The organism is Nocardia sp. NPDC050710, assembly GCF_040654375.1.
Taxonomy (GTDB): Bacteria; Actinomycetota; Actinomycetes; order Mycobacteriales; family Mycobacteriaceae; genus Nocardia.
The window spans coordinates 1,123,893-1,148,176 of the sequence record NZ_JBFAHV010000001.1 but is presented as its reverse complement, the minus strand read 5'-3'; the positions used below and the strand labels follow the sequence as shown (position 1 = coordinate 1,148,176).

The 24,284-nt window shown below is 68.4% G+C and carries 20 protein-coding genes; 16 read left to right on the top strand and 4 right to left on the bottom strand.

Annotation, left to right across the window (positions count from 1 at the left end):
* Positions 1–36: 36 nt before the first annotated feature.
* Positions 37–465, top strand: a complete 429-nt coding sequence (locus AB0H61_RS05375) for a DUF1707 domain-containing protein (protein ID WP_357299465.1) — start codon at positions 37–39, stop codon at positions 463–465.
* 45 nt (positions 466–510) lie between these two features.
* Here the strand turns inward: AB0H61_RS05375 and AB0H61_RS05370 are convergent, their stop codons facing one another.
* Positions 511–2,775, bottom strand: a complete 2,265-nt coding sequence (locus AB0H61_RS05370; protein ID WP_357299462.1) for a hypothetical protein — start codon at positions 2,773–2,775, stop codon at positions 511–513.
* Between the two features lie 331 nt (positions 2,776–3,106).
* Between AB0H61_RS05370 and AB0H61_RS05365 the strand changes: the two genes are divergently transcribed.
* Positions 3,107–4,024 carry a helix-turn-helix transcriptional regulator gene (locus AB0H61_RS05365; protein WP_357299461.1) on the top strand — a complete coding sequence of 306 codons (918 nt, stop codon included), beginning with the start codon at positions 3,107–3,109 and terminating at the stop codon, positions 4,022–4,024.
* Between the two features lie 132 nt (positions 4,025–4,156).
* Positions 4,157–7,774: a chromosome segregation protein SMC gene (smc, locus tag AB0H61_RS05360; RefSeq protein ID WP_357299458.1), complete on the top strand. Its 3,618-nt coding sequence runs from the start codon at positions 4,157–4,159 to the stop codon at positions 7,772–7,774.
* 267 nt (positions 7,775–8,041) lie between these two features.
* Here the strand turns inward: smc and AB0H61_RS05355 are convergent, their stop codons facing one another.
* Positions 8,042–8,956 (bottom strand): NmrA family NAD(P)-binding protein, encoded by a 915-nt coding sequence (locus AB0H61_RS05355; protein WP_357299455.1) that lies wholly within the window; start codon positions 8,954–8,956, stop codon positions 8,042–8,044.
* Between the two features lie 132 nt (positions 8,957–9,088).
* On the opposite strand from AB0H61_RS05355, the gene AB0H61_RS05350 reads away from it, so the two are divergent.
* Positions 9,089–9,874 (top strand): TetR/AcrR family transcriptional regulator, encoded by a 786-nt coding sequence (locus AB0H61_RS05350; protein ID WP_357299453.1) that lies wholly within the window; start codon positions 9,089–9,091, stop codon positions 9,872–9,874.
* 197 nt (positions 9,875–10,071) lie between these two features.
* On the opposite strand, the gene AB0H61_RS05345 is transcribed toward AB0H61_RS05350, so the two are convergent.
* Positions 10,072–10,461: a DUF2237 domain-containing protein gene (locus tag AB0H61_RS05345; RefSeq protein ID WP_357299451.1), complete on the bottom strand. Its 390-nt coding sequence runs from the start codon at positions 10,459–10,461 to the stop codon at positions 10,072–10,074.
* Positions 10,462–10,637: 176 nt separating this feature from the next.
* Here AB0H61_RS05345 and ftsY point away from each other — a divergent pair, with 176 nt between their 5' ends.
* From ftsY to trmD, 12 genes are all read left to right on the top strand, one after another.
* Positions 10,638–12,200 carry a signal recognition particle-docking protein FtsY gene (gene ftsY, locus AB0H61_RS05340; RefSeq protein ID WP_357299449.1) on the top strand — a complete coding sequence of 521 codons (1,563 nt, stop codon included), beginning with the start codon at positions 10,638–10,640 and terminating at the stop codon, positions 12,198–12,200.
* A gap of 431 nt (positions 12,201–12,631) precedes the next feature.
* Positions 12,632–13,978, top strand: a complete 1,347-nt coding sequence (locus AB0H61_RS05335; protein ID WP_357299446.1) for an ammonium transporter — start codon at positions 12,632–12,634, stop codon at positions 13,976–13,978.
* Positions 13,979–13,983: 5 nt separating this feature from the next.
* A complete protein-coding gene (locus AB0H61_RS05330; RefSeq protein WP_039799550.1) occupies positions 13,984–14,322 on the top strand; it encodes a P-II family nitrogen regulator in 339 nt (112 codons plus the stop codon).
* 123 nt (positions 14,323–14,445) lie between these two features.
* Positions 14,446–16,875, top strand: a complete 2,430-nt coding sequence (locus tag AB0H61_RS05325) for a [protein-PII] uridylyltransferase (protein WP_357299443.1) — start codon at positions 14,446–14,448, stop codon at positions 16,873–16,875.
* 164 nt (positions 16,876–17,039) lie between these two features.
* Positions 17,040–17,354 carry a hypothetical protein gene (locus AB0H61_RS05320; protein ID WP_357299440.1) on the top strand — a complete coding sequence of 105 codons (315 nt, stop codon included), beginning with the start codon at positions 17,040–17,042 and terminating at the stop codon, positions 17,352–17,354.
* Between the two features lie 143 nt (positions 17,355–17,497).
* Complete coding sequence (ffh, locus tag AB0H61_RS05315) at positions 17,498–19,063, top strand: signal recognition particle protein (protein WP_357299439.1); 1,566 nt, start codon at positions 17,498–17,500, stop codon at positions 19,061–19,063.
* 176 nt (positions 19,064–19,239) lie between these two features.
* Positions 19,240–20,334 carry an amidohydrolase family protein gene (locus AB0H61_RS05310; protein ID WP_357299436.1) on the top strand — a complete coding sequence of 365 codons (1,095 nt, stop codon included), beginning with the start codon at positions 19,240–19,242 and terminating at the stop codon, positions 20,332–20,334.
* Between the two features lie 211 nt (positions 20,335–20,545).
* On the top strand, positions 20,546–21,124 hold the full coding sequence (locus tag AB0H61_RS05305; protein WP_357299433.1) for a Uma2 family endonuclease: 579 nt from the start codon (positions 20,546–20,548) through the stop codon (positions 21,122–21,124).
* Between the two features lie 257 nt (positions 21,125–21,381).
* Positions 21,382–21,816 (top strand): 30S ribosomal protein S16, encoded by a 435-nt coding sequence (gene rpsP / locus AB0H61_RS05300; protein ID WP_357299430.1) that lies wholly within the window; start codon positions 21,382–21,384, stop codon positions 21,814–21,816.
* Between the two features lie 2 nt (positions 21,817–21,818).
* Positions 21,819–22,061, top strand: coding sequence for an RNA-binding protein (locus tag AB0H61_RS05295; RefSeq protein ID WP_067782143.1), 243 nt, complete (start codon positions 21,819–21,821; stop codon positions 22,059–22,061).
* Entirely contained in the window at positions 22,062–22,586 is a 525-nt protein-coding gene (gene rimM / locus AB0H61_RS05290) for a ribosome maturation factor RimM (RefSeq protein WP_357299428.1), read from the top strand. It begins immediately after the preceding gene.
* A 46-nt stretch (positions 22,587–22,632) separates the two neighbouring features.
* Positions 22,633–23,319 carry a tRNA (guanosine(37)-N1)-methyltransferase TrmD gene (trmD, locus tag AB0H61_RS05285; RefSeq protein ID WP_357299426.1) on the top strand — a complete coding sequence of 229 codons (687 nt, stop codon included), beginning with the start codon at positions 22,633–22,635 and terminating at the stop codon, positions 23,317–23,319.
* A gap of 100 nt (positions 23,320–23,419) precedes the next feature.
* On the opposite strand, the gene AB0H61_RS05280 is transcribed toward trmD, so the two are convergent.
* Positions 23,420–24,271, bottom strand: a complete 852-nt coding sequence (locus tag AB0H61_RS05280; protein WP_357299423.1) for a LuxR C-terminal-related transcriptional regulator — start codon at positions 24,269–24,271, stop codon at positions 23,420–23,422.
* Positions 24,272–24,284: the final 13 nt, after the last annotated feature.

The following is a 24,284-nucleotide window of genomic DNA, read 5'->3' as shown; positions in this document are numbered from 1 at the left end:
TTCCAATGTGGAACATTGCGTCATAAGGAACTGGATATGGACATCACTACTGGTACCCGGGCGTCGGACGCGGAGCGGGACACGGTGGTGCGGCTGCTCAGCAGGCACCTGGCCGACGGCAGGCTCGACCTCGCCGAGTACGACCAGCGAGTGGCGCAGGTCTACGGCACCGCCACCCGGGACGACCTGCAATTGGTGCTCTCCGACCTCCCCAAGCTTTCGAAAGAAACACCCGCCGAAGGTAAGTCGCCGAGCCGGATGCCGATCTGGCAGCGCATCGAAGGCACCACGTGGCTCGGGGTGAGCGTGCTGGTGCTGGTGATCTGGGCCGCGATCTCGATCGGCGTCGGCGAATTCACCTACCCGTGGCCGGTGTGGGTGATCGGTCCGTGGGGCGCCGTCCTCGCCTTCCGCATGGCGGCCGGATTCGAATCCGGCCGATTCCGCCGCCGCACCAGCTGCTGAGGCTTCGCTGCCCGGACCGCGCGGGGGCGCTCGGGCGTTGGCGGTCTACCAGTTGTGGCGCGACCGGGGTCGGTCGTCGTAGTGGGTGGCGTAGTCGGATCCCGACGGGTCCGGGTCGTCCTCGATGAAGTGGCGCGCGGGAACGTGGTCGGGCGATGTCCGGGAGCGGCGCTGACGGGGGTGGGATTCGGCCGGTTCGGGCACGGAGTGCGCGGAACGGCCGTTCCGGATTCGTTGCGGAGCGGAGGCGGGATCCGCGCGCGGGGCGTACTCCTCCCGCGCGGGTCGGCCGGGAACCGCGGGGGACCGGTCGGATGAGTTCGGCGGGCGGCGGCCACCGCGCATCGGATCGGGTCGGTCGACAGTGCTGGGCGCGTAGGGATCCGGATCGGGCGGTACGGGACGCCGAGTGTTACCGGAGGTGGATCGACCGGCGGCTGGAGAGGCGGGTCGACCGGGCGTCGGGGAGTAGCGCGTCGCCGGATCCGAACGATCGGGAGTGGTCCCCGCATGACGATCCGATCGGGGTGATCGGTCGGAGGCGTTCTGCACGTAAGGATTCGAGGCAGCCGACGCCGAGCGCGCGGGCATCGCTGGGCGGTGCGACTCGTCGACCGACCGACGTCCACGGGTATTCGGGGTAGGTCGGTCGAACTCGTCGTGTTCCCGGTGCGTCGGCCCGGGTTGAGGTGTGTTGCGGGTCGGTGGGATGCGGCGGCCCGGGATGGCCGGGGGCTCGCCCGAGGTGCGTTGTCCGCGTGTGGATTCGCGATGGTTCGGTGCGGAATCGGCCCCGTCGTCGGTGATCGGGGTGCGGCGGTTCGAGGCAGGCCGGGTGGGTGTGTCCGGTGCGCGCCGCCCGTGCGTGGCCCGGTCGGATCGGTCGAACTCGTCGTGTTCCCGGTGCGTCGTTCCGGGCTGGGGTGTGTTGCGGGTCGGTGGAATGCGGCGGTCCGGCATGGACGCGGGCTCGCCCGAGGTGCGTTGTCCGCGTGTGGATTCGCGATGGTTCCGTGCGGAGTCTGCCGCGTCGTGGGTCGGCGGGGTGCGGCGGTTCGGGGTGGGCCACGCGGGCTCGGCCGGTGGTCGGTGGCCGGAGGCGATCGGGCCGGAATGCGGGGGTACGGATTCGGTGGTGGGACGCCGTCGTGATCCGAGTCCGTCGGACTGCGCGGGGGTACGCCGATCGGATGATGTGTGCGTACGACGGTCGCGGCGAACGGGCTCGTCGTAGTCGAGGTCAGCGGAATCGGCGGGATTGTCGTAGTCGTCCTCGTCGTATTCGTCGTCCTCGTAGTCGTCGTCGAACTCGTCGTCGAGGTCGGTGTCGCGATTCGGCAGAACGCGCGCGAATAAGCTTCGGGCCTGATCGAATCGAGTCGCGATGGAATGTCCGCGCTCGCCGTGTTCATCGGAATCCGGTGCGTGCGAGGCCTGCTCATCGGAGGCCGAGCGTCGCATCGAGGTGCGCAAGCGCGCCGATAACGATCCGACAAGCCCGATTTCCGGCTCATCGGCCGGTGCCGCGACGTGAGCGGTGCGTGCGGACGCGGACGACCGACTGCCGCGAACAGCGGACATCGGCGCTGAAAGCGCGGGTTCCGCATGGTCGGCGCCCGACGGGGACGGCGACGGGCGGCGGCCGGAGGACAGTGCCGATCGAACTCCTTCTCGCTCGGCCGGGGTGCGGGCCAGTCGCTGTTCGCCGTGGCCGATGCCTCGGGGTAGTCCGCGTTTGAGGATGGGGAGTTTGCGGGTGGTCTGGCTGGGGTTGTCGCCCTTCTCGCGGTAGGTGGCGGGGATGCCTTGGGCGCGCAGCCAGGCGCCGGGGTCTCGACGGCTGTGCTGATCCAGTTGCGGGACAATGTGTTCGAGCAGGAGCACCAGATCCTCGGTGCCGCCGCCGAGGGCGGCGCGGATGGCGGGGAAGGTACCCGGCCGGAAGGTCCACGACCATTCGTGACCAGCGGCGATGCCCTCGGTTTCGCGGCCGTGGAAGACCAGGTTCCCGGAGGGCGCGATGCGGGCCCGGACGGTCCGGTCCTCGGATTCCAGGAGGAACTCCCCGGTTTCCCCGGTTTCGGCGGCCTCGAGTTCCGCGGCGCGATTGTTGAGCGTGATCTCGAACCACGCCGCGGCGATCCCGGCGATGCCGAGTCCCGCCGCGAGTACCACCTCACCCCACACATCGGACAGCATCGAGCTCCGGCTGCGCTCACAGGCATAGAGGAAAACGAGGCTGCCGACCACCAGTGCGGTGATACGGGCAAGCCGGTAGCTGGTGCTGGTCCCGGGCCTAGGGGCTGGCATCGGCGTTACTCCCGAACAAACATTCCGCTGGCGAATCAGGTGGATGGTATTCGGAGCGGGCCTTTCATGGCGGAGTTTGCTCGTTCGGGTGGGCCGTGGGGTGAACCCGAGTCGACGCTCGGACGAATTCGGCGACCGCGCCACCACGCCGTGGCGGCGTCGCGGACCAGCACGGTGTCGACGACGGTGATCAGCGCGGCCTCGGCGGCGTCCGGGGAGTCGGCTCGTGGCCGGTTACTTGCTGTTCTCGCACCCGGTTGCGGTGCATATAGTGGAAATAGAAATCGGTGCCGGGTGCTTCACGGTTGTTCAGCGAACGAACGTGGTCAAAATGGGACAGCAACAGAAGGCGTCGATCCGGCCCATCCGGATTGCTCCGCTACCGGGCGAGTCGCCGACGCTGGAATCGACCTCGCTGGCGCGCATGCGGGAGCGCGGTGGCGCACGGGAGTTCCGCGACCCTCAGCGCCTCGATTTCGACCTATTGATGCGGATCGAGCACGGGCACGCGACGCATACGGTCGACTTCACCGACTATCCGCTGGTCCCCGGCGACCTGCTGTGGATTCGAGCGGGACAGGTACACCAATGGGGTCGGATCGGCGATATCGAGGGAGCGGTCGTGCTGTTCTCGGCCGCGGCGCTGGACGACCGAACCCGTGACCTGGTGAAAGCGGTGGGCTGGCGGTTGCGTAATCACTGGTCCGGCGCGGACCTGCGTGACTCGCCCGCCGGACTCGGCTGGGACCTGCTGCGCGCATGCCTCTCGGCCACCCCACGGGCTCCCGAACTGCACCGAGCCGTCGCCATCCATGCGCTGGGCGCGCTGGTTCTGCTGCTCGCCGAAGAGACCACCGACCGCGTCGATCGGCAGGTGCCGACCCATGAGGCGTATCTGTGGCTGCGCGACGAAATCGAGGCGCAGTTCACCACCATGCACAAGGTCACCGAATACGCCGCCCGCCTGGGCTATTCGACCCGAACGCTGAACCGACTGGCCCGTGAGCACACCGGCCGCACCGCCAAACAACTGATCGATGACCGGATCGTGCTGGAGGCCAAGCGGCTGCTCACACATGCCCAGGACCCGGTGACGCGGATCGCTGAGCGGCTCGGATTCGATGACGCGTCCAACTTCTCCAAATACTTCCAGCAGCGGACGGGATCGACCCCCGCGGCCTTCCGCGGCGCCGTGAGGGGCGCTCCGGCAAATCTCAGGCGTATCGAAATACCCGACATCACCAGCTGACTCGATAACCTGGAGCGGGACTGCCGACCGCCTGCGGGGTGCCCGGTCACCGGCGGATACCATGGCTGGTCGCTCCGCAGTACTGCCGGCCGGGCAGAACACGGCAGGTCAACCCCGAAAGGTCGTCCGAATTTGCACCTGAAGAGTCTGACGTTGAAGGGGTTCAAATCCTTCGCGTCCGCGACGACGCTGCGGTTCGAACCGGGCATCACCTGTGTGGTCGGCCCCAACGGTTCGGGCAAGTCCAATGTCGTCGACGCGCTCACCTGGGTCATGGGTGAGCAGGGTGCGAAGGCTTTGCGCGGCGGCAAGATGCAGGACGTCATCTTTGCCGGGACCTCCGGGCGCGCGCCGCTGGGCCGCGCCGAGGTGACCCTGACCATCGACAACTCCGACGGTGCGCTGCCCATCGACTACGCCGAGGTGTCCATTACCCGGCGCATGTTCCGCGACGGTGCGGGTGAGTACGAGATCAATGGCAGCTCTTGCCGTCTGATGGATGTCCAGGAACTACTCAGCGACTCCGGCATCGGCCGGGAAATGCACGTCATCGTCGGACAGGGTCAGCTCTCGGCCATTCTGGAATCCCGCCCGGAGGATCGCCGCGCCTTCGTCGAAGAGGCCGCGGGCGTGCTCAAGCATCGCAAGCGCAAGGAGAAGGCGGTCCGCAAACTGGAGGCGATGCAGGCCAATCTAGCTCGTCTCACCGACCTCACCACCGAACTGCGCCGCCAGCTCAAGCCGCTCGGCCGTCAGGCCGAGGTGGCCCGGCGCGCCCAGACCGTGCAGGCCGATCTGCGCGACGCGCGACTGCGCCTTGCCGCCGACGACCTGGTCACCCGGCGCGGCGAGTTGGAGAGCCAGCAGAGCAAGGAAGCGTACGCGCGCGAGCAGCAGATCACGGTGCAGTCGGAACTGGACGCCGCCAATGCCGCACTCGCCCAGCAGGAATTCCAGCTCTCCCGGCTCACTCCGAGCGCCGAGGCCGCGGCCCAGATCTGGTTCCAGCTCTCCGCGCTGGCCGAACGGGTGAACGCGACCATTCGCATCGCCGGTGATCGCGCCCGCCACCTCGATACCGAAGCACCGGTCGGCACCGGTCGCGACCCGGATCAGTTGGAGGCCGAGGCGGCGCGGGTCGAGGCGGAGGAGGCCGAGCTGCGCGAGGCGGTGGAGATCGCAGCCGAAACTCTCGAGGCGGCCCGCGATGCCCTGGCCGAGCGTGAATACGCCGCCAAGGCCGCCGAGCAGGCGCATCTGGCGGCGGTGCGGGCGATCGCCGACCGGCGCGAGGGGCTGGCGCGGCTGTCCGGGCAGGTCGACACGCTGCGTACCCGGGCGCAGTCGGTGGATGCCGAGATCGCACGGCTTTCGGTGGCGATCACCGAAGCCAGACATCGCGGCGAGGCGGCCCAGGCCGAATTCGATACGGTGCAGACCGAACTCGGCGAGCTCGACGCGGGCGAGGAAGGCCTGGACGCGCAGCACGAGCATGCGGTGCAGGCGCTCGCGCTGGCCGATCAGCGTGTCACCGAATTGCGCGAACAGGACCGCGACGCGAGTAAGCGGGTCGCCTCGCTGACCGCGCGTATCGAGGCGCTCAGCATGAACCTGGCGCGCCGCGATGGTGCGGCGTGGCTCGTGGAGCATCAGGCGCAGGGGCTGCTCGGTCCGCTGTCGGGGATGCTGCGGGTGCACAGTGGTTTCGAGGCCGCGGTCGCCGCGACATTGGGGCCACTGGCCGATGCGGTGGCGGCCGACACCGGCGATGCGGCGCACGCGGCGGTGCGGGCGCTGAAGGAAGCCGATGGTGGGCGGGTCGCGCTGGTGTTCGGCACCGGTGCGGCGGTGCGCGCACCGGGTGCGGCGCTGCCGGGTGCGGCGCGCTGGCTGGCCGATGTGGTGGACTGCCCGGATCAGGTGCGTGGCGCCGTCGCGGCGCTGACCGCGGGCGTGGCGGTCGTCGAGGATCTATCCGAGGCGACGGCCCTCGTCGCCGCTCGGCCCGAGCTGCGGGTCGTCACCCGCGACGGCGACCTCACCGGCAGCGGATGGGTGCTCGGCGGCTCCGATCGCGCGCCGAGTCAGCTGGAGATCCAGGCCGATATCGACACGGCGAAGGCGGATCTGATCGCGTCCCAGCGACGCGCCGAGGAACTGGAGGCGGCACTCTCGGGTGCGCTGGCCGAACAGACCGACCGCAAGGAGGCCGTGGACCAGGCGCTGCTGGCGCTGCACGAATCCGATCAGGCCCTGTTGGCGATCTACGATCGGCTCGGCCGGTTGGGCCAGGCCGCCCGCGCCGCACAAGGCGACAGCGAACGCCTCACCCATCAGCGTGCCGAGGCCGAGGCGGGCCGGGAGGAATCCCTCACCGCGCTGGCCGAATTGGAGGATCGGCTGCGCGCGGTCGAACTCGAACAGGGCGACGACGCCGACGGTATCGGCGCGGCCGGGACCGAGTCCGCGGGTCGAGATCGGGAGGAGGCCGCGGCCGCGCTGGCCGAGGCCCGCTCGATGGAGGTGGAGGCCAGGCTATCGGTCCGTACCGCCGAGGAGCGTGCGGAATCGGTCCGTGGCAAGGCGGATTCGCTGCGCCGGGCGGCCCGCGCGGAGCGCGAGGCCCGCGCGAGGGCCGAGCGCGCGCAGGCGGCGCGCAGGCAGGCCGCGGGGGTCGCCGCCGCGGTCGCCGAATCCGGCGCCAAGGTCGCCGCCGAATTGGAAAAGGTTGTCGCCGAGGCGAGTACCCGCCGTGACGAGCTGGTGCGCCGCCGTACCGAGGCCGCCGCCCAGGTCGACCAGGTCAAGGAGCGGGTACGTGCGCTGACGGCGCAGCTGAGCCAGCTCACCGACGCGGTGCACCGGGACGAGGTGGCAAAGGCCCAGGCGGCGTTGCGAATCGAACAGCTGGAGGCGAATATCGCCGAGCAGTTCGGCATCGCGCTGGCCGACCTGATCGCCGAATACGGCCCCGACGTACCGCTGCCGCCCTCGGATCTGGAGTGGCAGGAGTACGAGCAGGCCAAGGAGCGCGGCGAACAGGTCACCGCGCCCGCGCCGATGCCCTACGACCGGTCCACCCAGGAGCGCCGGGCTAAGCGCGCGGAGAAGGACCTGTCCACCCTCGGCAAGGTGAATCCCCTTGCGTTGGAGGAGTTCGCGGCGCTGGAGGAGCGCTACAACTTCCTGTCCACGCAGCTCGAGGACGTCAAGAGCGCGCGTAAGGATCTGCTCGACGTAGTCGCCGAGGTGGATGCTCGGATCCTGCAGGTGTTCACCGAGGCCTACGAGGATGTGGAGCGCGAATTCGTCGGCGTGTTCTCGAAGCTGTTCCCGGGCGGCGAGGGCAGGCTGGTGCTGACCGACCCGTCCGACATGTTGACCACCGGCATCGAAGTGGAGGCCCGGCCGCCGGGCAAGAAGGTCAAGCGCCTGTCGCTGCTCTCCGGCGGTGAGAAGTCACTGACCGCGGTGGCCTTGCTGGTGGCCATCTTCCGCGCCCGCCCCTCGCCCTTCTATGTGATGGACGAGGTCGAGGCCGCGCTGGACGACACCAACCTGCGCAGGCTGATCGGTCTGTTCGAGCAGCTGCGGGAGAAGAGCCAGCTGATCGTCATCACCCACCAGAAGCCGACCATGGAGATCGCCGACGCTCTCTACGGCGTCAGCATGCGCGGCGACGGCATCACCCAGGTGATCTCGCAACGACTGCGCGGGGAGAATTTGGCTCCGGTGGGCGCGGCCAGCTGACATCCGGTTCCGGGCGACGTGAACTCAGTACGACCGTGCCGGATTCCAGGTCCACCAGCGGATCGTCGCCGGATTCGCGGTCGTCGAGTTCGGCGACCGCGATCCAGTCTTTGTGTTCGTGAATGTGCTTGCGCGCGGGGCCGAAGATCTCGTCCATCTCCGCGCCGACCGGATCTCGCCGTTGACGGGATGTCCAGCGCTCGAACAGGTTCACCGCATCGAGCGTACGCCGCGGGCCAGGCGCGCGGCGCGCTCCGCTGCACGGTGTCAGCGTGTTGTGGGAACCGGGTCGCCGATCAGTTCCCGGATTCGATCGGCGCCGGATTCCGCCAGCCAGGTGTCCAATGTGCGTAGGCCCGGGTGGATTTCGCGAAGAGCAGGGATATCGGCCTGCCAGCCGCCGGTTTCGCGAATCAGACGCCAGGTGTTGCCTATCTGGGCGCCCAGCGCGTCCGCCTCGGCCTCCGATATTTCGCGATACCGGACCGGCTGTCCGATGGCCCGGCCGACCGCGGCCGCCGCGTCGACGGGGGTGCCGGAGTCGCTCGCCAGCTCCAGGGTTCGGCCGTGGAAGCGATCCGGATCGGCGAAGGCGAGCGCGGCGAAGGCGGCTATATCGGCGACCGCGACACTCTGCAACGGGCGGTCCGCCGGGAACAGGTGCTGGTGCACGCCGTCGATGATGCCGTCCATCGGGCTGCCCCGGAGCAGGTAGTTCTCGAAGAAGCGAGCCGGGCGCAGCAGGGTGTAGCGCAGGCCGGAGGCCGCGACGGCGTCCTCGATCAGTCTCTTGCCCGCCATACCCCACGTGGCGTCCTTGCCCAGCGAGGCGACTCCGGTGAAGACGATCTGCTCGACGTCCGCGCGTTCGGCCGCCCGGATCACCGCGACGCCACGGTCGGCCTCCAGCTCGGAATTCCAGCCCTGCGGTCCGAAAGTAGCCGGGGGAATGAGAAATACACCGCGTGCGCCCGCCACGGCGGCATCCAGCGTCTGGGGCGTGTCGAAATCGCCGGCCACGAGCTCGGCGCCCGCGTCGGATAGCGCGCGTGCGGCGGGCGCCGCGGTATCGCGGACCAGCGCGCGTACCGGCACCCCGGCGTGCAGCAGGTGCCGCGCCGTCGCGCCGCCCTGGGTGCCGGTGGCGCCGGTGACCAGAATGGGGTGGTGCTGAGGAGACATGCTCGCCTTCCGTGCCCGATCGGAGATGTCCGGTGGGGCGTTCTCGTTAGAATCGGGTCGGTCGACCCGTATTCGGACGATATGGGCGCACGAACCCGCTTGGCCAGCAATGAAAATGGAAGGCCGTAACGAATGTCAGGTGTTCCGGCACTGCCAGTCGGTGCGGCTCGCGCCGACGCCCGCCGCAATCGCGCGCTGGTGCTCACGGCCGCGCAGCATGCCTTCGCCGAATCCGGTACCGCGGTATCGCTCGCCGAGATCGCCCGGCGGGCCGGGGTCGGCGCGGGCACCGTTTACCGGCATTTTCCGACGAAAACCGATCTGCTGGAAGCGGTCATGCAACAGCGCGTCGACCGGTTGGCCCGGTTGGCGACCGACCATCTCGGTGCCGCCGACCCCGGTGCCGCCTTCTTCGCCGTCTGCACCGAAGTGGTCACCAGCGCCCCGGGCAACCAGGCACTCTGCGATCTGGTGCAGTCCGATGACGGCTGGCCCAAGGCCCTGCTGCGCAGCGCGGGCGCACGCTTCCACCACGCGCTGGGCGCGCTGCTGGAGGCCGCTCAGCATCAGGGCGCCGTGCGCGCCGACCTCGTGCTGGCCGATGTGCTCGATATCTTCACCGGATGTGTTGCCATCCAACGACATCAGCGCCAGGGCGCGGAGTTGGTGCGCGCCGCGGTCATCGTCATGGATGCCATGCGCGCGACGGCGGCCCCGGTGACCGTCACGAAACTCGCCCCGGCCGCCGGTATCCATAACGAAACCGGACCGCGTAACGAAACGAATCCGAACCCCCACTGCCCGATCTGCCGCACCCCTCTCCGCCGCTCGGGCATGGGGCGACCAGCCCGATACTGCTCCCCGGCCTGCCGCCAGAAGGCCCATCGCCGACGCACCGCGGTTCCACCCGTGCGCTGAGCACCGGGCCGTGTCCGTTCCCGGTGGAGCGGAGTGCGGTCGGGCGGGGCGAGCAGTACACCGCCGAAGAACCGGGACGTCGACTGCGCCATGTATACGGTGTGGCCGAGCCCCGGTCGACGCAGCGCCGCGCCCGGGCCCGACAGCCGGAGATTCCGCCGGGCTGCCTCGGGTGGGTGCGTCGGGTCACGGGAGGGTCAGAGCAGGTCGCTGACGTCGTCGGGGACGTCGACGGCGTATTTGCGCAGGATATCCATGGAGACCACTTCCAGGGCGTTCTCGTGGGTGGCGGCGAGCACAACGGGGGCGGCGACGCCGTCCTCGTGGGCGTGCAGCCAGCGCACGGCCACCACACACCAGCGGTCACCCGGTTGCAGGCCGGGGAAGTTGTTTTCCGGGCGCGGCGTGCTCAGATCGTTGCCGATGGACGCCTGATGTTCGAGGAACTCGGCCGTGACGACGGTGCACACGGTGTGGCTACCGAGATCCTCCGGCCCGGTACTGCAGCAGCCGTCCCGGTAGAAGCCGGTGAGAGGATCGGCGCCGCACTCTTCCAGCGGCCCCCCAAGCACGTTTCGATCGGTCACGTCGCCGATCCTATTGTCACTTCGCGAGAAGTTCCGCAGGACAAGAAATCTCGGGGGCTGTGTCGGTACCGGATTCGCGTCGCTCGGTCCCGGCGCGCGTGCCGTTCGCAGGTGCGGCGACCTGCGGCGCGACGCGGCGACCTGCCTCCGGATGGGGTTCTGCAAGGATAGTCGGCGTGAGTTCCGAAGCCTGGATTCTGATTGCCGCGGTCGCCGCGCTGCTGCTGGTGGCGTTTGTGGCCGGATTCGTCCTGTACAAGCGTCGCCGCGTCTCGCTGACGCCACCGACCCCGGACAAGGAGCTGACCGACCGGTCGGGTGGATATACGGCATCCGGCGGCTTCAACTTCAGCCAGGGCGGCACGGCGACGGCGACACGTCCGGAACCCGCGCCGATCGAGCGAACCGATACCGAGGGACAGCCGCACGTCGGCGACGACGCGGCGATACCGCGCGACGCGCCGCGGCGGGGGATCACCAATATTCCGCTACCCGAGACCGATGTCGAGGCGGTGACCACCGACGTCGCCCCGGAGACCGCCCCGACGGACTCGGCCACCGCGCCCGCCCCGGCCGAAACCGGCCCGTCGGATACGGCCACGGCTCCGTCGGATACGGCCGCGATCGACACGCCGACGGCAGGAACTGTCACGCCGGAGATCGCTCCCGCGGAAACCGCACCGGAGTCGGCCCCCGAAACCGCCGCCCCGCCGACGACGGCCCCGGCCGAACCCGCCGAGGAAACCGCGGCTGCCGCCGCGGCCGCGCCTCCCCTCGAGGAGATCGAGCCCACCGCCGGTCGCCTCGTCCGCCTGCGCGGGCGTCTGTCGCGCTCGCAGAACGCCGTGGGCAAGAGCCTGCTCGGTCTGCTCGGTGGCGGTGACCTGGACGAGGACTCCTGGGAAGAGGTCGAGGACACCCTGGTGCTTGCCGATCTCGGCACCGCGAGCACCGCGGCCGTGGTCAACCGCCTGCGCGAGGAGATGGCGGTCCGCAGCGTCCGCAATACCGAGCAGGCCCGCGAGGTGCTGCGGGATGTGCTCATCGAAGCGCTGCGTCCCGAACTGGACCGTTCGGTGCGTGCGCTGCCGCATACCGATCACCCGTCGATCCTGCTGGTCGTCGGCGTCAACGGCACCGGAAAGACCACAACCACCGGCAAATTGGCCCGCGTGCTGGTCGCCGACGGCCGTCGGGTGCTGCTCGGAGCGGCCGATACCTTCCGCGCCGCGGCCGCGGATCAACTGCAGACCTGGGGTGAGCGGGTCGGCGCCGACACCGTGCGGGGTAAGGAAGGTGCGGACCCGGCCGCGGTCGCCTTCGACGCCGTGGCGGCGGGCATCGACCGCGGCGTCGACGCGGTGCTGATCGACACCGCGGGCCGCCTGCACACCAAGACCGGCCTGATGGACGAGCTGGGCAAGGTCAAGCGCGTGGTCGAAAAGGCAATAACGTCTGGTCGCTCCGCAGGCTCCGCTCCTGGCGAAGTAGACGAGGTGCTGCTGGTGCTGGATGCCACCGTCGGACAGAACGGCCTGATGCAGGCGCGCGTCTTCGCCGAGGTGGTCGATATCAGCGGCGTGGTGCTCACCAAGCTGGACGGCACGGCGAAGGGCGGCATCGTCTTCCAGGTGCAGCACGAACTGGGTGTGCCGGTGAAACTGGTCGGTCTCGGCGAGGGCGCGGACGATCTCGCGCCGTTCGAGCCGGGGGCGTTCGTGGACGCGCTACTGGGTTGAGTTCGAGGCCGCAGCCGCAGCGTCGACGAGGAAACAGAACAGCCGAGCGAATATTCGCTCGGCTGTTCGCGTTTCGGGTCGCCCCGGATTTGCCGCAATCGGATGTGCCCCGGTCGGTCCGCGTGCCGGTGGATGTCGCGCCGCCAATAATTCCGGCGCGTGGCGCGGCCGCCGAAAACATGACGAAATGGCCGCCGCGCGTTTGCCGAGGTCCTACCGGTCGGTAACCGAATTTTGGGTCGCGCGACACGAGCCTCACACCTGCGGGGAAACGTGCGGTGTACGTCACGAAACGTGGTAGCAACACAACTGCTCCATCCGTTCACCCAGGCGAAACATCGCAGCATGACAGATGAAACACCGAGTGAGGAACCTTCTGTGCAGGTCCATTTGCCGGAGTCGGCTGGGCCCGAGATGAGGAGGACATTAAGGTGGCATTTCCCGTAATCGGCGCGCCGGACGCCGGTGACACCGCATGGATGCTGGCCAGCTCAGCACTCGTGCTGTTGATGACACCCGGACTCGCGTTCTTCTACGGCGGCATGGTCCGCTCCAAGAACGTGCTGAACATGATCATGATGAGCATCAGCGCCATGGGATTGGTCACGATCCTGTGGGTGCTGTACGGCTTCTCCATGAGCTTCGGTGAGGACAAAGGCAACCTCATCGGCGACCCGGGTCAATATTTCGGTTTGAAGAGCGTTTTCGGCGGTAGCTACCTTGCCTCCACCGATCCGGCGGCACCTGCCGCGGTTCCCCTGAACGGAACCATCCCGCTGTCGGTATTCGTCGCGTTCCAGCTCATGTTCGCGATCATTACCGTCGCACTCATCTCGGGCGCGGTCGCCGACCGCCTCAAGTTCGGCTCCTGGCTCCTGTTCGCCGGCATCTGGGCCACCGTCGTGTACTTCCCGGTCGCGCACTGGGTGTTCGCGTTCGACGGCTACACCGGCGAGGCCGGTGGCTGGATCGCCAACAACCTGAAGGCCATCGACTTCGCCGGTGGTACCGCTGTCCACATCAATGCCGGTGCCGCCGGTCTGGTGCTGGCCATCATCCTCGGCAAGCGCAAGGGCTGGCCCACCACGCCGTTCCGTCCGCACAACCTGCCGTTCGTGATGCTCGGCGCGGGCCTGCTGTGGTTCGGCTGGTACGGCTTCAACGCCGGTTCGGCCGTCGGCTCCAACGGCATCGCGGGCGCTACCTTCCTCACCACCACCATCGCGACCGCGGCGGCCATGCTCGCGTGGCTCGTGGTGGAGAAGTTCCGCGACGGCAAGCCCACTTCGCTGGGCGCCGCCTCGGGCATCGTGGCCGGTCTGGTCGCGATCACCCCGGCGTGTTCCTCGGTGAACGTGGTCGGCGCGCTGGCCATCGGCGTGGTCGCGGGTGCGCTGTGCGCCCTGGCCGTGGGTCTGAAGTTCAAGTTCGGCTTCGACGACTCGCTCGACGTGGTCGGCGTCCACTTGGTCGGCGGTCTGGTCGGCACCCTGATGGTCGGCCTGGTCGCCGCGCCGGAAGCACCGGCGGCGGTCGAAGGCTTGTTCTACGGTGGTGGCATCGAGCAGTTGAAGCTGCAGGCTGTCGGAGCATTCACGGTGCTCGCGTACTCCCTGGTCGCCACGGCTGTGATCGCGTACATCATCAAGTTCACGATCGGCCTGCGCGCAACCGAGGAGGGCGAGTCGGTGGGTCTGGATGAGTCCGAGCACGCGGAGACCGCATACGATTTCGCTGCTGTGGGTGGCACGGCGCGCGCGCTCGTCAAGGAGGCATGACGACAATGAAACTGATCACCGCAATCGTCAAACCGTTCACTCTCGAGGACGTCAAGTCCGGGCTCGAGCAGGCGGGCGTGCTCGGCATGACCGTCAGCGAGGTGCAGGGTTACGGGCGGCAGAAGGGCCACACCGAGGTTTACCGCGGTGCCGAGTACTCGGTCGACTTCGTGCCGAAGGTCCGGGTCGAGGTCGTCGTGGACGACGCCTCGGTCGACAAGGTCGTCGAGGTGATCGTCGAGGCCTCTCGCACCGGCAAGATCGGTGACGGCAAGGTCTGGGTGACTCCGGTCGAGGCGATCATCCGGGTCCGGACGGGCGAACGCGGTACCGACGCTCTGTAGTCAGCAACGAATCGAGCGGCGGCCCCGCTCCCACCGGTTTTCTCCGGTCGGGGCGGGGCCGCAAGCATTGGATGGGCGGTGTGGGTTGTGGGTAGTCAGTACGAGCATGACAGTGGCAGACAGGTGACGGACAAGGTCTCCAATGGGGCGGCCGACCTGGTCCGGGCCCGCAAACAACTGCTCGACGGCGGGCTGCCCCGCAATCCGCGACTGGATGCCGAGGCGCTGCGCTCGGCCCTGGTCGATCTCTACGAGCTGTGGCTCACCAGTAAGGGTGCCGAACTCGGCATCACCGCCGACAGCGGCCTCGCCGTGGTGGCGGTCGGCGGATTGGGCCGCCGCGAGATGCTGCCGTATTCGGATCTGGATCTGGTCCTGTTGCACGACGATGTCGACCCCGCCCGGGTGGCCGAGGTCGCCGACCAGCTCTGGTACCCGCTGTGGGATGCCCACATCAAACTCGACCACAGTGTCCGGACCGTCCCCCAGGCATTGCGGGTCGCCAACGACGATCTGATCGCCGCCCTCGGCATGCTCGAGGCCCGGCACATCGTCGGCGATGTGGAGCTGAGCAATCTGCTGATCGGCGGGGTGCGCCGGGAATGGCGGACCGGAATCCGATCCCGGTTCGACGATCTGATCGCCCAGGCCACGGCGCGCTGGCAGCGCAGCGGTGAGATCGCGCATCGCGCCGAGCCCGATCTCAAGAACGGGCGCGGCGGGCTGCGCGATATCCAACTGCTCGACGCCCTGTCGATCGCCCAGTTGACCGACGCCATGCCCGGTCTCGGTCCGGATGTGCCGGGCGGTGGACTGAAACAGGCCCGCCGACGTTTGCTGGACGTTCGCACGGAACTGCATCGGGTGGCGGGCCGTGCCCGCGACCAGCTGCGCGCCCAGGACGCGGACGAAATAGGCGCGGCACTGCGGATCGGCGATCGATTCGATCTCGCGCGTACCCTGAGCGATTCCGCCCGGACGGTGAGCTACTCCGTCGACGTCGGGCTACGGACCGCCGCCAACGCGCTGCCCCGCCGCGGACTCGCGAGACTGCGCCGCATGCCGGTGCGTCGACCACTCGATGAGGGGGTGGTCGAGCATGCGGGCGAGGTGGTGCTGGCCCGGGACGCGCGGCCGCAACGTGATCCCGGGCTCATACTGCGGGTGGCGGCGGCATCGGCGCAGACCGGACTGCCGATGTCGGCCACGACGCTGAACCGGCTGTCCGAGGATGCGCCCGAACTGCGCGAGCCGTGGCCCAAGGACGCGCTCAACGATCTGCTGGTGCTGCTCGGTGCGGGCCGCGGCACTATCGCCGCGATCGAGGCGCTGGATCGAACGGGGTTGTGGGGCAGGCTGCTTCCGGAGTGGGGCGCGGTGCGCGATCTGCCACCGCGCGACGCCCTGCACACCTGGACCGTCGATCGCCACCTGATGGAGACGGTCGCGTATGCCAGCGCGCTGAGCACCCGGGTCGCCCGCCCGGACCTGCTCATGCTGGGCGCGCTGCTGCACGATATCGGCAAGGGCAGGGCCGGTGACCACAGCGTCGTCGGCGCGGAACTCGCCACCCACATCGGACGCCGACTCGGCCTGTGGCCGTCGGATGTGCGCACGCTCAGCGCCATCGTCCGGCATCATCTACTGCTCCCGGATACCGCGACCCGCCGTGACCTGGCCGATCCCGGCACCGTGCAGTTCGTCGTCGACGCCCTCGGCGGCGAGGTGCAACTGCTGGAACTGCTGCACACCCTGGCCGAGGCGGATTCGCTGGCCACCGGGCCCGGGGTGTGGGGTGAATGGAAGGCGTCGCTGATCGGCGATCTGGTCCGCCGCTGCCGCCTGGTGATGGCCGGCGATCAGCTACCGACCCCCGAACCCATCGCGTCCGAGCTACAGGCCAAGGCCGCGGCCGGTGGCGTGCACATCGATCTGCGCCCGGGGGAGGGGAAGTACACCTACATTGTGACGGTGATCGCGCCCGACACCCCGGGCCTGCTCTCGGATGCGGCGGGGGTGCTGGCGCTGCACGCGTTGCGCGTGCTCTCCGCTTCCGTCGGCAGCGAAGGCGCTTCGGCCGTCAATACTTTCGTGGTGTCGCCGAAGTTCGGTGACCCGCCGGATGCCGGGCTGCTGCGGCAGGAACTGATCCGGGCCTCCAACGGCGATCTCGACCTGCCCGCGCTGCTGGCCAAGCGAGAACGCGAGGCGACCGGCGCGGGGCCGAGCCCGTACGCGCAGGCACCGCCCCGGGTGATCTGGTTCGACACCGCCACGCCGGGCCAGGCCATTCTGGAGTTGCGCGGCGAGGACCGGATCGGGCTGCTGAGCCGGCTCGCCGCCGCCTTCGCCGTGGCCGGTGCCAATGTGCGGTGGGCGAAAGTGGTCACCATGGGGTCGGCGGTGGTCGATGCCTTCTGTCTGGATCTCGGTGCGGACGATGGACCCGGTCGTCGCGCGACTATCGAGAAGGCGGTCCTGGAAGTGGTGCCCCGACCCGCGCCGAAGAAGCCGGAAGACGCCGCCGCGCCAGGCGCCGGTCCGGTTTTCTGAATGTTTACCGAGTGCCCAGTTTGCTGGCTATCTAGGCAGATCAACTAGCAAAAATGCCTGGCAATCAATCTGTTGCAGATTATTTGCTGGATCTCATATGCGCGCCGCCGAGCGCCCCCTACTATCAGAGCGTCTGGCTATCGCGAGCATGAGGGGAGCAGTCGGTGGCAATTGAAGTTGTTTCGGCGTCGATGATGACGAGTGACGAGACGACGCATATGGCGCGGTGTGTCGGCGGCGACCGCTGGGTTGTGTCCTGGCTGCCCGGACGCACGCTGACGGGTCGTCAGGCGGTGACCGCGATGACGATCGCCACCATGGTCGCCAACCATGAGATTCCGACCGGAACCGAATGGGCCACGCTCGACGACCTGGCCTTGGAGCTGGGTCTGACCGCCCGCGAGGCGGTTTTCATGGTGGCCGAGGAGAATCACGACTACCGCAGAACGGCCAAACCGCGCCGCCGTTCGCTCGAATAACCGTCCCGCGTGACCTCGGAGGACGCACCGGTTGCGCGCCGGTGTGGACGATCCCATTACCCTGGGAGGGCGTTGTTTACCCACCCCGCCGGTTCAGCCGGCGGCCGTCCCAGTGACGTCCCCCGAGATCAGGAGCGCGATCGGTGTTCGAATCCCTGTCCGACCGGCTTACCGGTGCCCTCAAGGATCTGCGTGGTAAGGGGCGACTGTCACCGGCCGACATCGACGCCACCTGCCGCGAGATTCGGCTCGCCCTGCTCGAAGCCGACGTCGCGCTGCCCGTGGTGCGCGGTTTCATCGCGAAGATCAAGGAACGCGCCAAGGGTGCCGAGGTCTCCGCGGCACTCAACCCGGCCCAGCAGGTCGTCAAGATCGTCAACGAGGAACTCGTCAATATCCTCGGCGGCGAGACCCGCAGGCTGACCCTGGCCAAGAACCCGCCGACGGTGGTCATGCTCGCCGGTCTACAGGGTGCCGGTAAGACGACTCTGGCGGGCAAGCTCGCGAAATGGATGAAGGGACAGGGGCATCAGCCGCTGCTGGTCGCATGTGACCTCCAGCGCCCCGGCGCCGTCACTCAGCTGCAGGTGGTCGGCGAGCGCGCGGGCGTGCCCGTCTTCGCGCCGCACCCCGGAACCTCGGTCGGCGGTGGTGACAACCCCCTCGGCATCTCCGCGGCCGACCCTGTCGAGGTCGCGCGCAATGGTGTCGCCGAGGCCAAGGCCAAGCAGTACGACGTGATCATCGTCGACACCGCCGGTCGTCTCGGTATCGACGCCGAGCTGATGCGTCAGGCCGCCGGCATCCGCGATGCGGTGCAGCCGGACGAGACGTTGTTCGTGCTCGACGCCATGATCGGCCAGGACGCGGTCAGCACCGCCGAGGCATTCCGCGACGGCGTCGGCTTCACCGGCGTGGTGCTCACCAAACTCGACGGTGACGCCCGCGGTGGTGCGGCGCTGTCGGTCCGCAATGTGACCGGTGCGCCGATCATGTTCGCCTCCACCGGCGAAAAACTGGAGGACTTCGACGTCTTCCACCCCGACCGAATGGCCAGCCGCATCCTCGGCATGGGCGACGTACTGACCCTGATCGAGCAGGCCGAACAGGTCTACGACGCGCAGCAGGCCGAGGAGGCCGCGCGCAAGATCGGCAGCGGTGAGCTCACCCTCGAGGACTTCCTCGACCAGATGCTGGCCATCCGCAAAATGGGCCCGATCGGCAACCTGCTCGGCATGCTGCCCGGCGCGGGCCAGATGAAGGATGTGCTGGCCCAGGTCGACGATAAGCAGCTGGACCGGGTGCAGGCCATCATCCGCGGTATGACCCCGGCCGAACGCGACAATCCGAAGATCATCAACGCCTCCCGCAGGCTGCGCATCGCCAATGGCTCCGGTGTGCAGGTCTCCGAGGTCAACCAGCTCGTCGACCGCTTCTTCGAGGCCAAGAAGATGATGGCGATGATGGGCCGCCAGATGGGCATGCCCGGTGCGCGGCGCGGCAACGCCAAGAAGGGCAAGAAGGGTAAGAAGGGCGGCCGCGGGCCGACCCCGCCGAAGGTGCGCGGCGGTTTCCCGGGTATGCCCGCCGGTATGCCAGGACTGCCGCCCGGTATGCCCGACATTTCGAATATGCCCGCCGGTCTCGATCAGCTGCCGCCGGGTCTCGAAGGTTTCGATCTGTCCAAGCTCAAGTTCCCGAAGAAGTAGGCCGCTCACAACGTGCGCGGTGACCGGCCCCGTGCGGGGTCGGTCACCGGTCGCCGGTGAGGGTCCTCGGGCCGGGCATTCGAGGGGTCGGCGGTACTCGTTGAGCGGTGTCGCCATAGAGCGACCTCGCGGATGGTCGAGGTAGGTTGATCCAGTCGCCCGACCAGGAGGTGGGTATGCGTCTGCGGGGTGTGATTCTCCCTGACGACGAGGTGCGCGACCTGTGGGTGCGCGACGGACTTGTATCCTTCGAACCGGTGCCCGGCGCCGAAACCCTGTGCGCCTCAGGGTGGATCGTCCCAGGACTGGTGGATGCGCACTGTCACGTCGGAATCAGGTACGGCGGGGGACACGAGGACCGCGACGGTGCGATCGCCCAGGCCGAGATCGAACGCGACGCGGGTGCGCTGCTCCTGCGCGACGCGGGTTCACCCATCGACACCCGGTTCATCGACGAGCACGAGGAACTGCCGAGGATCATCCGCGCCGGCCGCCACATCGGCCGCCCGAAGCGCTATATCCGGGAGCTCGGCATCGAACTCGACGACGAACGCGACCTGCCGGAGATCGTCGCCGAACAAGCGCGCTTCGGCGACGGATGGGTGAAAATCGTCGGTGACTGGATCGACCGCTCGGTCGGCGATCTGCGCCCCCTGTGGAGCGATTCGATCCTGAAAGAGGCCATCGACGCCGCTCATACCAATGGTGCCCGCGTCACCGCGCACGTATTCGGCGAGGATGCACTGCCCGGCCTGATCAACGCGGGCATCGACTGCCTGGAACACGGCACCGGCCTCACCGACGACACCATCGAATTGATGGCCGAACACCGCACCGCCCTGGTGCCCACCCTGATCAATATCGACACCTTCCCCGAAATCGCCGACGGCGCGGGCAAATTCCCGACCTACGCCGCCCACATGCGCGACCTGCATCGCCGTGTCCGCACCACGGTCGCCAATGCCCACGACGCGGGTGTCCCCATCTACGCGGGCACCGACGCGGGCGGCTCCATCCGCCACGGCCGCATCGCCGACGAAATCACCGCCCTGGCCGGTGCGGGCCTCTCCGCCCACGATGCCCTCGGCGCCGCGTCCTGGAATGCCCGCACCTGGCTCGGCCGCCCCGGCATCGAACATGGCGCCCCCGCCGATTTCGTCGTCTACCGGGAGGATCCGCGGACCAACCCGGCCATGCTCACCGATCCCGAATGGGTCATCCTCCGCGGCCGCGTCAGGAAAACCCCGAACCCGGTGACCGGACACCGCTGAGCCCGACGGGGACGGACGGGGGCGCCGCACCTTTCCACGGTGATCATGCGGCGAATCGCGGATATCCGCAGCCCATCGGTGCAGTGGCGTAGCTACAGTCGATCTCGGGTGTCTCCAAATGGAGATTTGGAGACATCCGATGTGGAACGATGTTCGAATCGGGCGGCGGCACGCGGCAAGGGCACAGGCCCAGGATCGGACGGAAATGACGATGAGCGCCGAGGTTTCGATGATTCACCCCTTGGGTCCCACGACCGTGGAAGACTGGCTCGCCGAAGAGCAGCCATCTGATGGATCTCGACTCGAACTCATTCTGGGGTACCTCTACATGACGCCAGCGCCCGGCGGTCCGCATCAGTACGCGGCAGGTGAGCTGTTTGTTGCGCTGCGCAATGCGATCCGTGCCGCAGATAGGACTGATTTGCGGGTCTTGCCTGCGGTGGCCGTGCGGATCAGCACGGCCTTCCGTACCGGGGTGATTCCCGACGTCGCAGTCGTCGATGTCGACATCAACCACACCAGCTTCGCGCCGGAGGATCTCGTACTCGCCGTCGAGGTGTGGTCGCCCGGTAATACCCAAGCGGAGCGGGATACGAAGATCGCCGGTTACGCGGCGGCCCGTGTCCAATTTCTGTGGATCGTGGAGTTGCCGGACGAGAAACCGGCACGCTTCATGGGGTATCGGCTGGGCGAGACGGGATACCGCCAAGAGGTGTATGCGGGGGCCGGGGAGACGGTTGCGGCTCCGGGCCCGGTGCCGGTCGAGATAGACACGTCTCAGCTGCGTTGACCGCACGGAGTTCACGACTCAGCCGGGTGGACGTCGTCGCTGCGGCTGGGTCGCGGCCGGTTCGTTCACAACCGACGCGATTTCAGGAGAGCCCAGCCCATCTGGCACAATGGACCACCGTCCTTCCTGGACAGTGTCAGCCCGTCTCCGGTTACGTACCGCGCGGCGGTCACACACTCCATGCGCGAAACCGGGCTCGCAGACCGTGCGAGTCGCTGAATCGCGCCGTGACCAACTATTGAAAGAGGCAGATCAGCATGGCTGTTCGCATCAAGCTCACCCGTATGGGCAAGATCCGCAACCCGCAGTACCGCATCGTCGTCGCGGACGCCCGCACCCGCCGTGACGGCCGGGCTATCGAGTCCATCGGCAAGTACCACCCGAAGGAAGAGCCGTCGCTCATCGAGATCGATTCCGAGCGCGCTCAGTACTGGCTGGGTGTCGGCGCGCAGCCGACCGAGCCCGTCCAGCGTCTGCTGGAGATCACCGGTGACTGGCAGAAGTTCAAGGGTCTGCCGGGCGCCGAGGGCACCCTGAAGGTCAAGGCCGCGAAGCCGTCCAAGCTGGACCTGTTCAACGCCGCGCTGGCCGCCGCCGACAACGAGCCGGTCGCCGAGGCCGTCACCCCGAAGAAGAAGGCCGCCAAGAAGGACGAGGCCGCCGAGGCGCCCGCCGAGACCGAGGCTGAGTAAATATGAGTGCCGTCGTCGCCGATGCCGTCGAACATCTGGTTCGCGGCATCGTCGCCAACCCCGATGACGTCCGTGTCGAGCTGATCACCGGCCGTCGCGGACGCACCGTCGAGGTGCACGTGCACCCCGAGGACCTGGGCAAGGTCATCGGCCGCGGCGGTCGCACCGCGACCGCGCTGCGGACCCTCGTCGCCGGTATCGGCGGCCGGGGTATCCGGGTCGACGTGGTCGACACCGACCAGTAGATGGAACTCGTCGTAGGACGGGTCGCCAAGTCGCACGGTGTGCGCGGCGAACTCGTCGTCGAGATCCGCACCGACGAACCCGAAGCGCGTTTCGCGCCGGGCGTCACCCTGCGGGGGCGCCTGGCGCGGTCGAATGAGGTTCGTGACTTCACCGTGGAGTCGGCCCGGGAGCATTCGGGCCGACTTCTCGTATTTCTCGCCGGAATCTCCGACCGCACCGCGGCCGACGCGCTGCGCGGCATGCTGTTCGTCGTCGACACCGCCGACCTGCCGCCATCGGAGGATCCGGACGAGTACTACGACCACGAACTGGAGGGTTTGACCGTCCAGCTCACCGACGGCACCCTCGTCGGCTCCGTCACCGAGGTACTGCACTCCGCCGCGGGTGAACTGTTGTCGGTGCGCGCCGCACAGGACAAGCGGGAGATCCTCATCCCGTTCGTCACCGCGATCGTGCCGACGGTCTCATTGGCCGACAAGCTCATCGTCATCGATCCGCCCGAGGGGTTGCTCGATCCGGAGTGAGGGTGCGGCCGCCGTTGCCGGGCTAGCGCTGAACACAGGAGAGTCGATGAAGCTCGACGTCGTCACGATCTTTCCGGAGTATCTGGAGCCGCTGCGCACCGCGCTGCTCGGCAAGGCCATCGAGAAGGGCCTGATCTCGGTCGACGTGCACGACCTGCGCCGTTGGACGCACGACGTACACAAATCCGTGGACGATTCGCCGTACGGCGGCGGCCCCGGCATGGTCATGAAGCCGACCGTGTGGGGCGACGCCCTCGATGCGGTCTGCCCCGACGATGCCCTGCTCGTCGTGCCGACTCCGGCGGGTGTGCCCTTCACCCAGGCCACCGCGCACCGCTGGGCGGCCGAGGAGCACATCGTGTTCGCCTGCGGCCGCTACGAGGGCATCGACCAACGCGTCTTCGACGACGCCGCCCGCCGGGTCCGGGTCGAAGAGGTCAGCATCGGCGACTATGTCCTCATCGGCGGTGAGGCCGCCGTCCTGGTGATGACCGAGGCGTTCGTGCGTCTCATCCCCGGCGTTCTCGGCAATCAGCAATCCCACCAAGAGGATTCGTTCTCCGACGGTCTGTTGGAAGGCCCCAGCTACACCCGCCCGGTCAGCTGGCGCGGCCTCGAGGTCCCCCCGATCCTGTTGTCCGGCGACCACGCCAAGGTCGCGGCCTGGCGGCGCGAACAGTCCCTCGCTCGTACCCGCGAACGCCGCCCCGACCTGCTGCCCGACACGGACTGATCCGCGCCGGGTGCGACCGCCACCCCAGCATCACCGGTGACCGAGGAGAGCTTGTCCCCCCGGTCCGGTACGCCCGACATCGGACGTGTGTACGTCAGGATCAGGGCAACAGGCCGTGGCGGCGGGCGAGGACCACGGCCTCGTGGCGGGAGTGGGCGTCGAGTTTGGTCATGGCGTTGCGGAGGTAGCTCTTGACCGTTTCCGGTCCGAGGGAAAGGCGTTGGGCGGCTTCCTGATTGGTGCAGCCGAGGGCGATCTGGGCGAGGACGTCGAGTTCGCGGCGGGACAGGCGAGGCGCCTCGGGGGACGGGTCGCCGTTGAGGGCGCGGGTCATGCGTTCGCACAGGTCGTGCAGGCGGGTGCGCAGCTGCTCGTCCCGGGCGGTACGCGCCATACCGCGCAGTTCGGCGTGGATATCACGGAGTTCCTCGGCGACCGCGGGGGCGGTATCGAGGGTGGGGGGCGTGAGTTCGAGCAGGCGCAGGCGGCGGTCGACCTCGTCGCGGATGGCGATCTCGGCGGCGAGGCGACGGCCGGCCCGCACCATCAGATCGGCCGTGCGGTCGCCGAGCGGGGTACCGCCGCGGTTGGCGGCGTAGAGAACGGCTCGGGAGCGGTTGTCCACCAGGACCGGCACCGCGAGAACCGAGCGGATGCCCTCGCCGCAGACCGGTCCGTCGTAGTGGTGGGTGATCGAGGAGGCGCTGCGGTAGTCGGCGACCGAGGCGGGGCGTCGCATATCCATGACCCGGCCGCCGAGGCCGGAGGTGCGCAGCACGGGCAGCCCGCGCAGGCCGTTGGTCATGGTGCCGACGAACTCCGACAACAACAGGGTGTCGTCGTGCACCTCGCCGCCGAAGACCACCGGCACCCCGGCCTCGGTCGCCACCCAGCGGATCTCGGCGCGTAACGCGTCGCCGTCGCGGGGACGCAGCAGGGAGGCGGTGGTCAACAGACTCACCCCT

Bases quoted from the DNA above. Each gene is read 5' to 3' on its own strand.
- AB0H61_RS05375 (WP_357299465.1), top strand. From the start codon at position 37: ATGGACATCACTACTGGTACCCGGGCGTCGGACGCGGAGCGGGACACG.
- AB0H61_RS05370 (WP_357299462.1), bottom strand. From the start codon at position 2,775: ATGCCAGCCCCTAGGCCCGGGACCAGCACCAGCTACCGGCTTGCCCGT.
- AB0H61_RS05365 (WP_357299461.1), top strand. From the start codon at position 3,107: ATGGGACAGCAACAGAAGGCGTCGATCCGGCCCATCCGGATTGCTCCG.
- AB0H61_RS05355 (WP_357299455.1), bottom strand. From the start codon at position 8,956: ATGTCTCCTCAGCACCACCCCATTCTGGTCACCGGCGCCACCGGCACC.
- AB0H61_RS05350 (WP_357299453.1), top strand. From the start codon at position 9,089: ATGTCAGGTGTTCCGGCACTGCCAGTCGGTGCGGCTCGCGCCGACGCC.
- AB0H61_RS05330 (WP_039799550.1), top strand. From the start codon at position 13,984: ATGAAACTGATCACCGCAATCGTCAAACCGTTCACTCTCGAGGACGTC.
- AB0H61_RS05310 (WP_357299436.1), top strand. From the start codon at position 19,240: ATGCGTCTGCGGGGTGTGATTCTCCCTGACGACGAGGTGCGCGACCTG.
- AB0H61_RS05305 (WP_357299433.1), top strand. From the start codon at position 20,546: ATGAGCGCCGAGGTTTCGATGATTCACCCCTTGGGTCCCACGACCGTG.
- rpsP (WP_357299430.1), top strand. From the start codon at position 21,382: ATGGCTGTTCGCATCAAGCTCACCCGTATGGGCAAGATCCGCAACCCG.
- AB0H61_RS05295 (WP_067782143.1), top strand. From the start codon at position 21,819: ATGAGTGCCGTCGTCGCCGATGCCGTCGAACATCTGGTTCGCGGCATC.
- rimM (WP_357299428.1), top strand. From the start codon at position 22,062: ATGGAACTCGTCGTAGGACGGGTCGCCAAGTCGCACGGTGTGCGCGGC.
- trmD (WP_357299426.1), top strand. From the start codon at position 22,633: ATGAAGCTCGACGTCGTCACGATCTTTCCGGAGTATCTGGAGCCGCTG.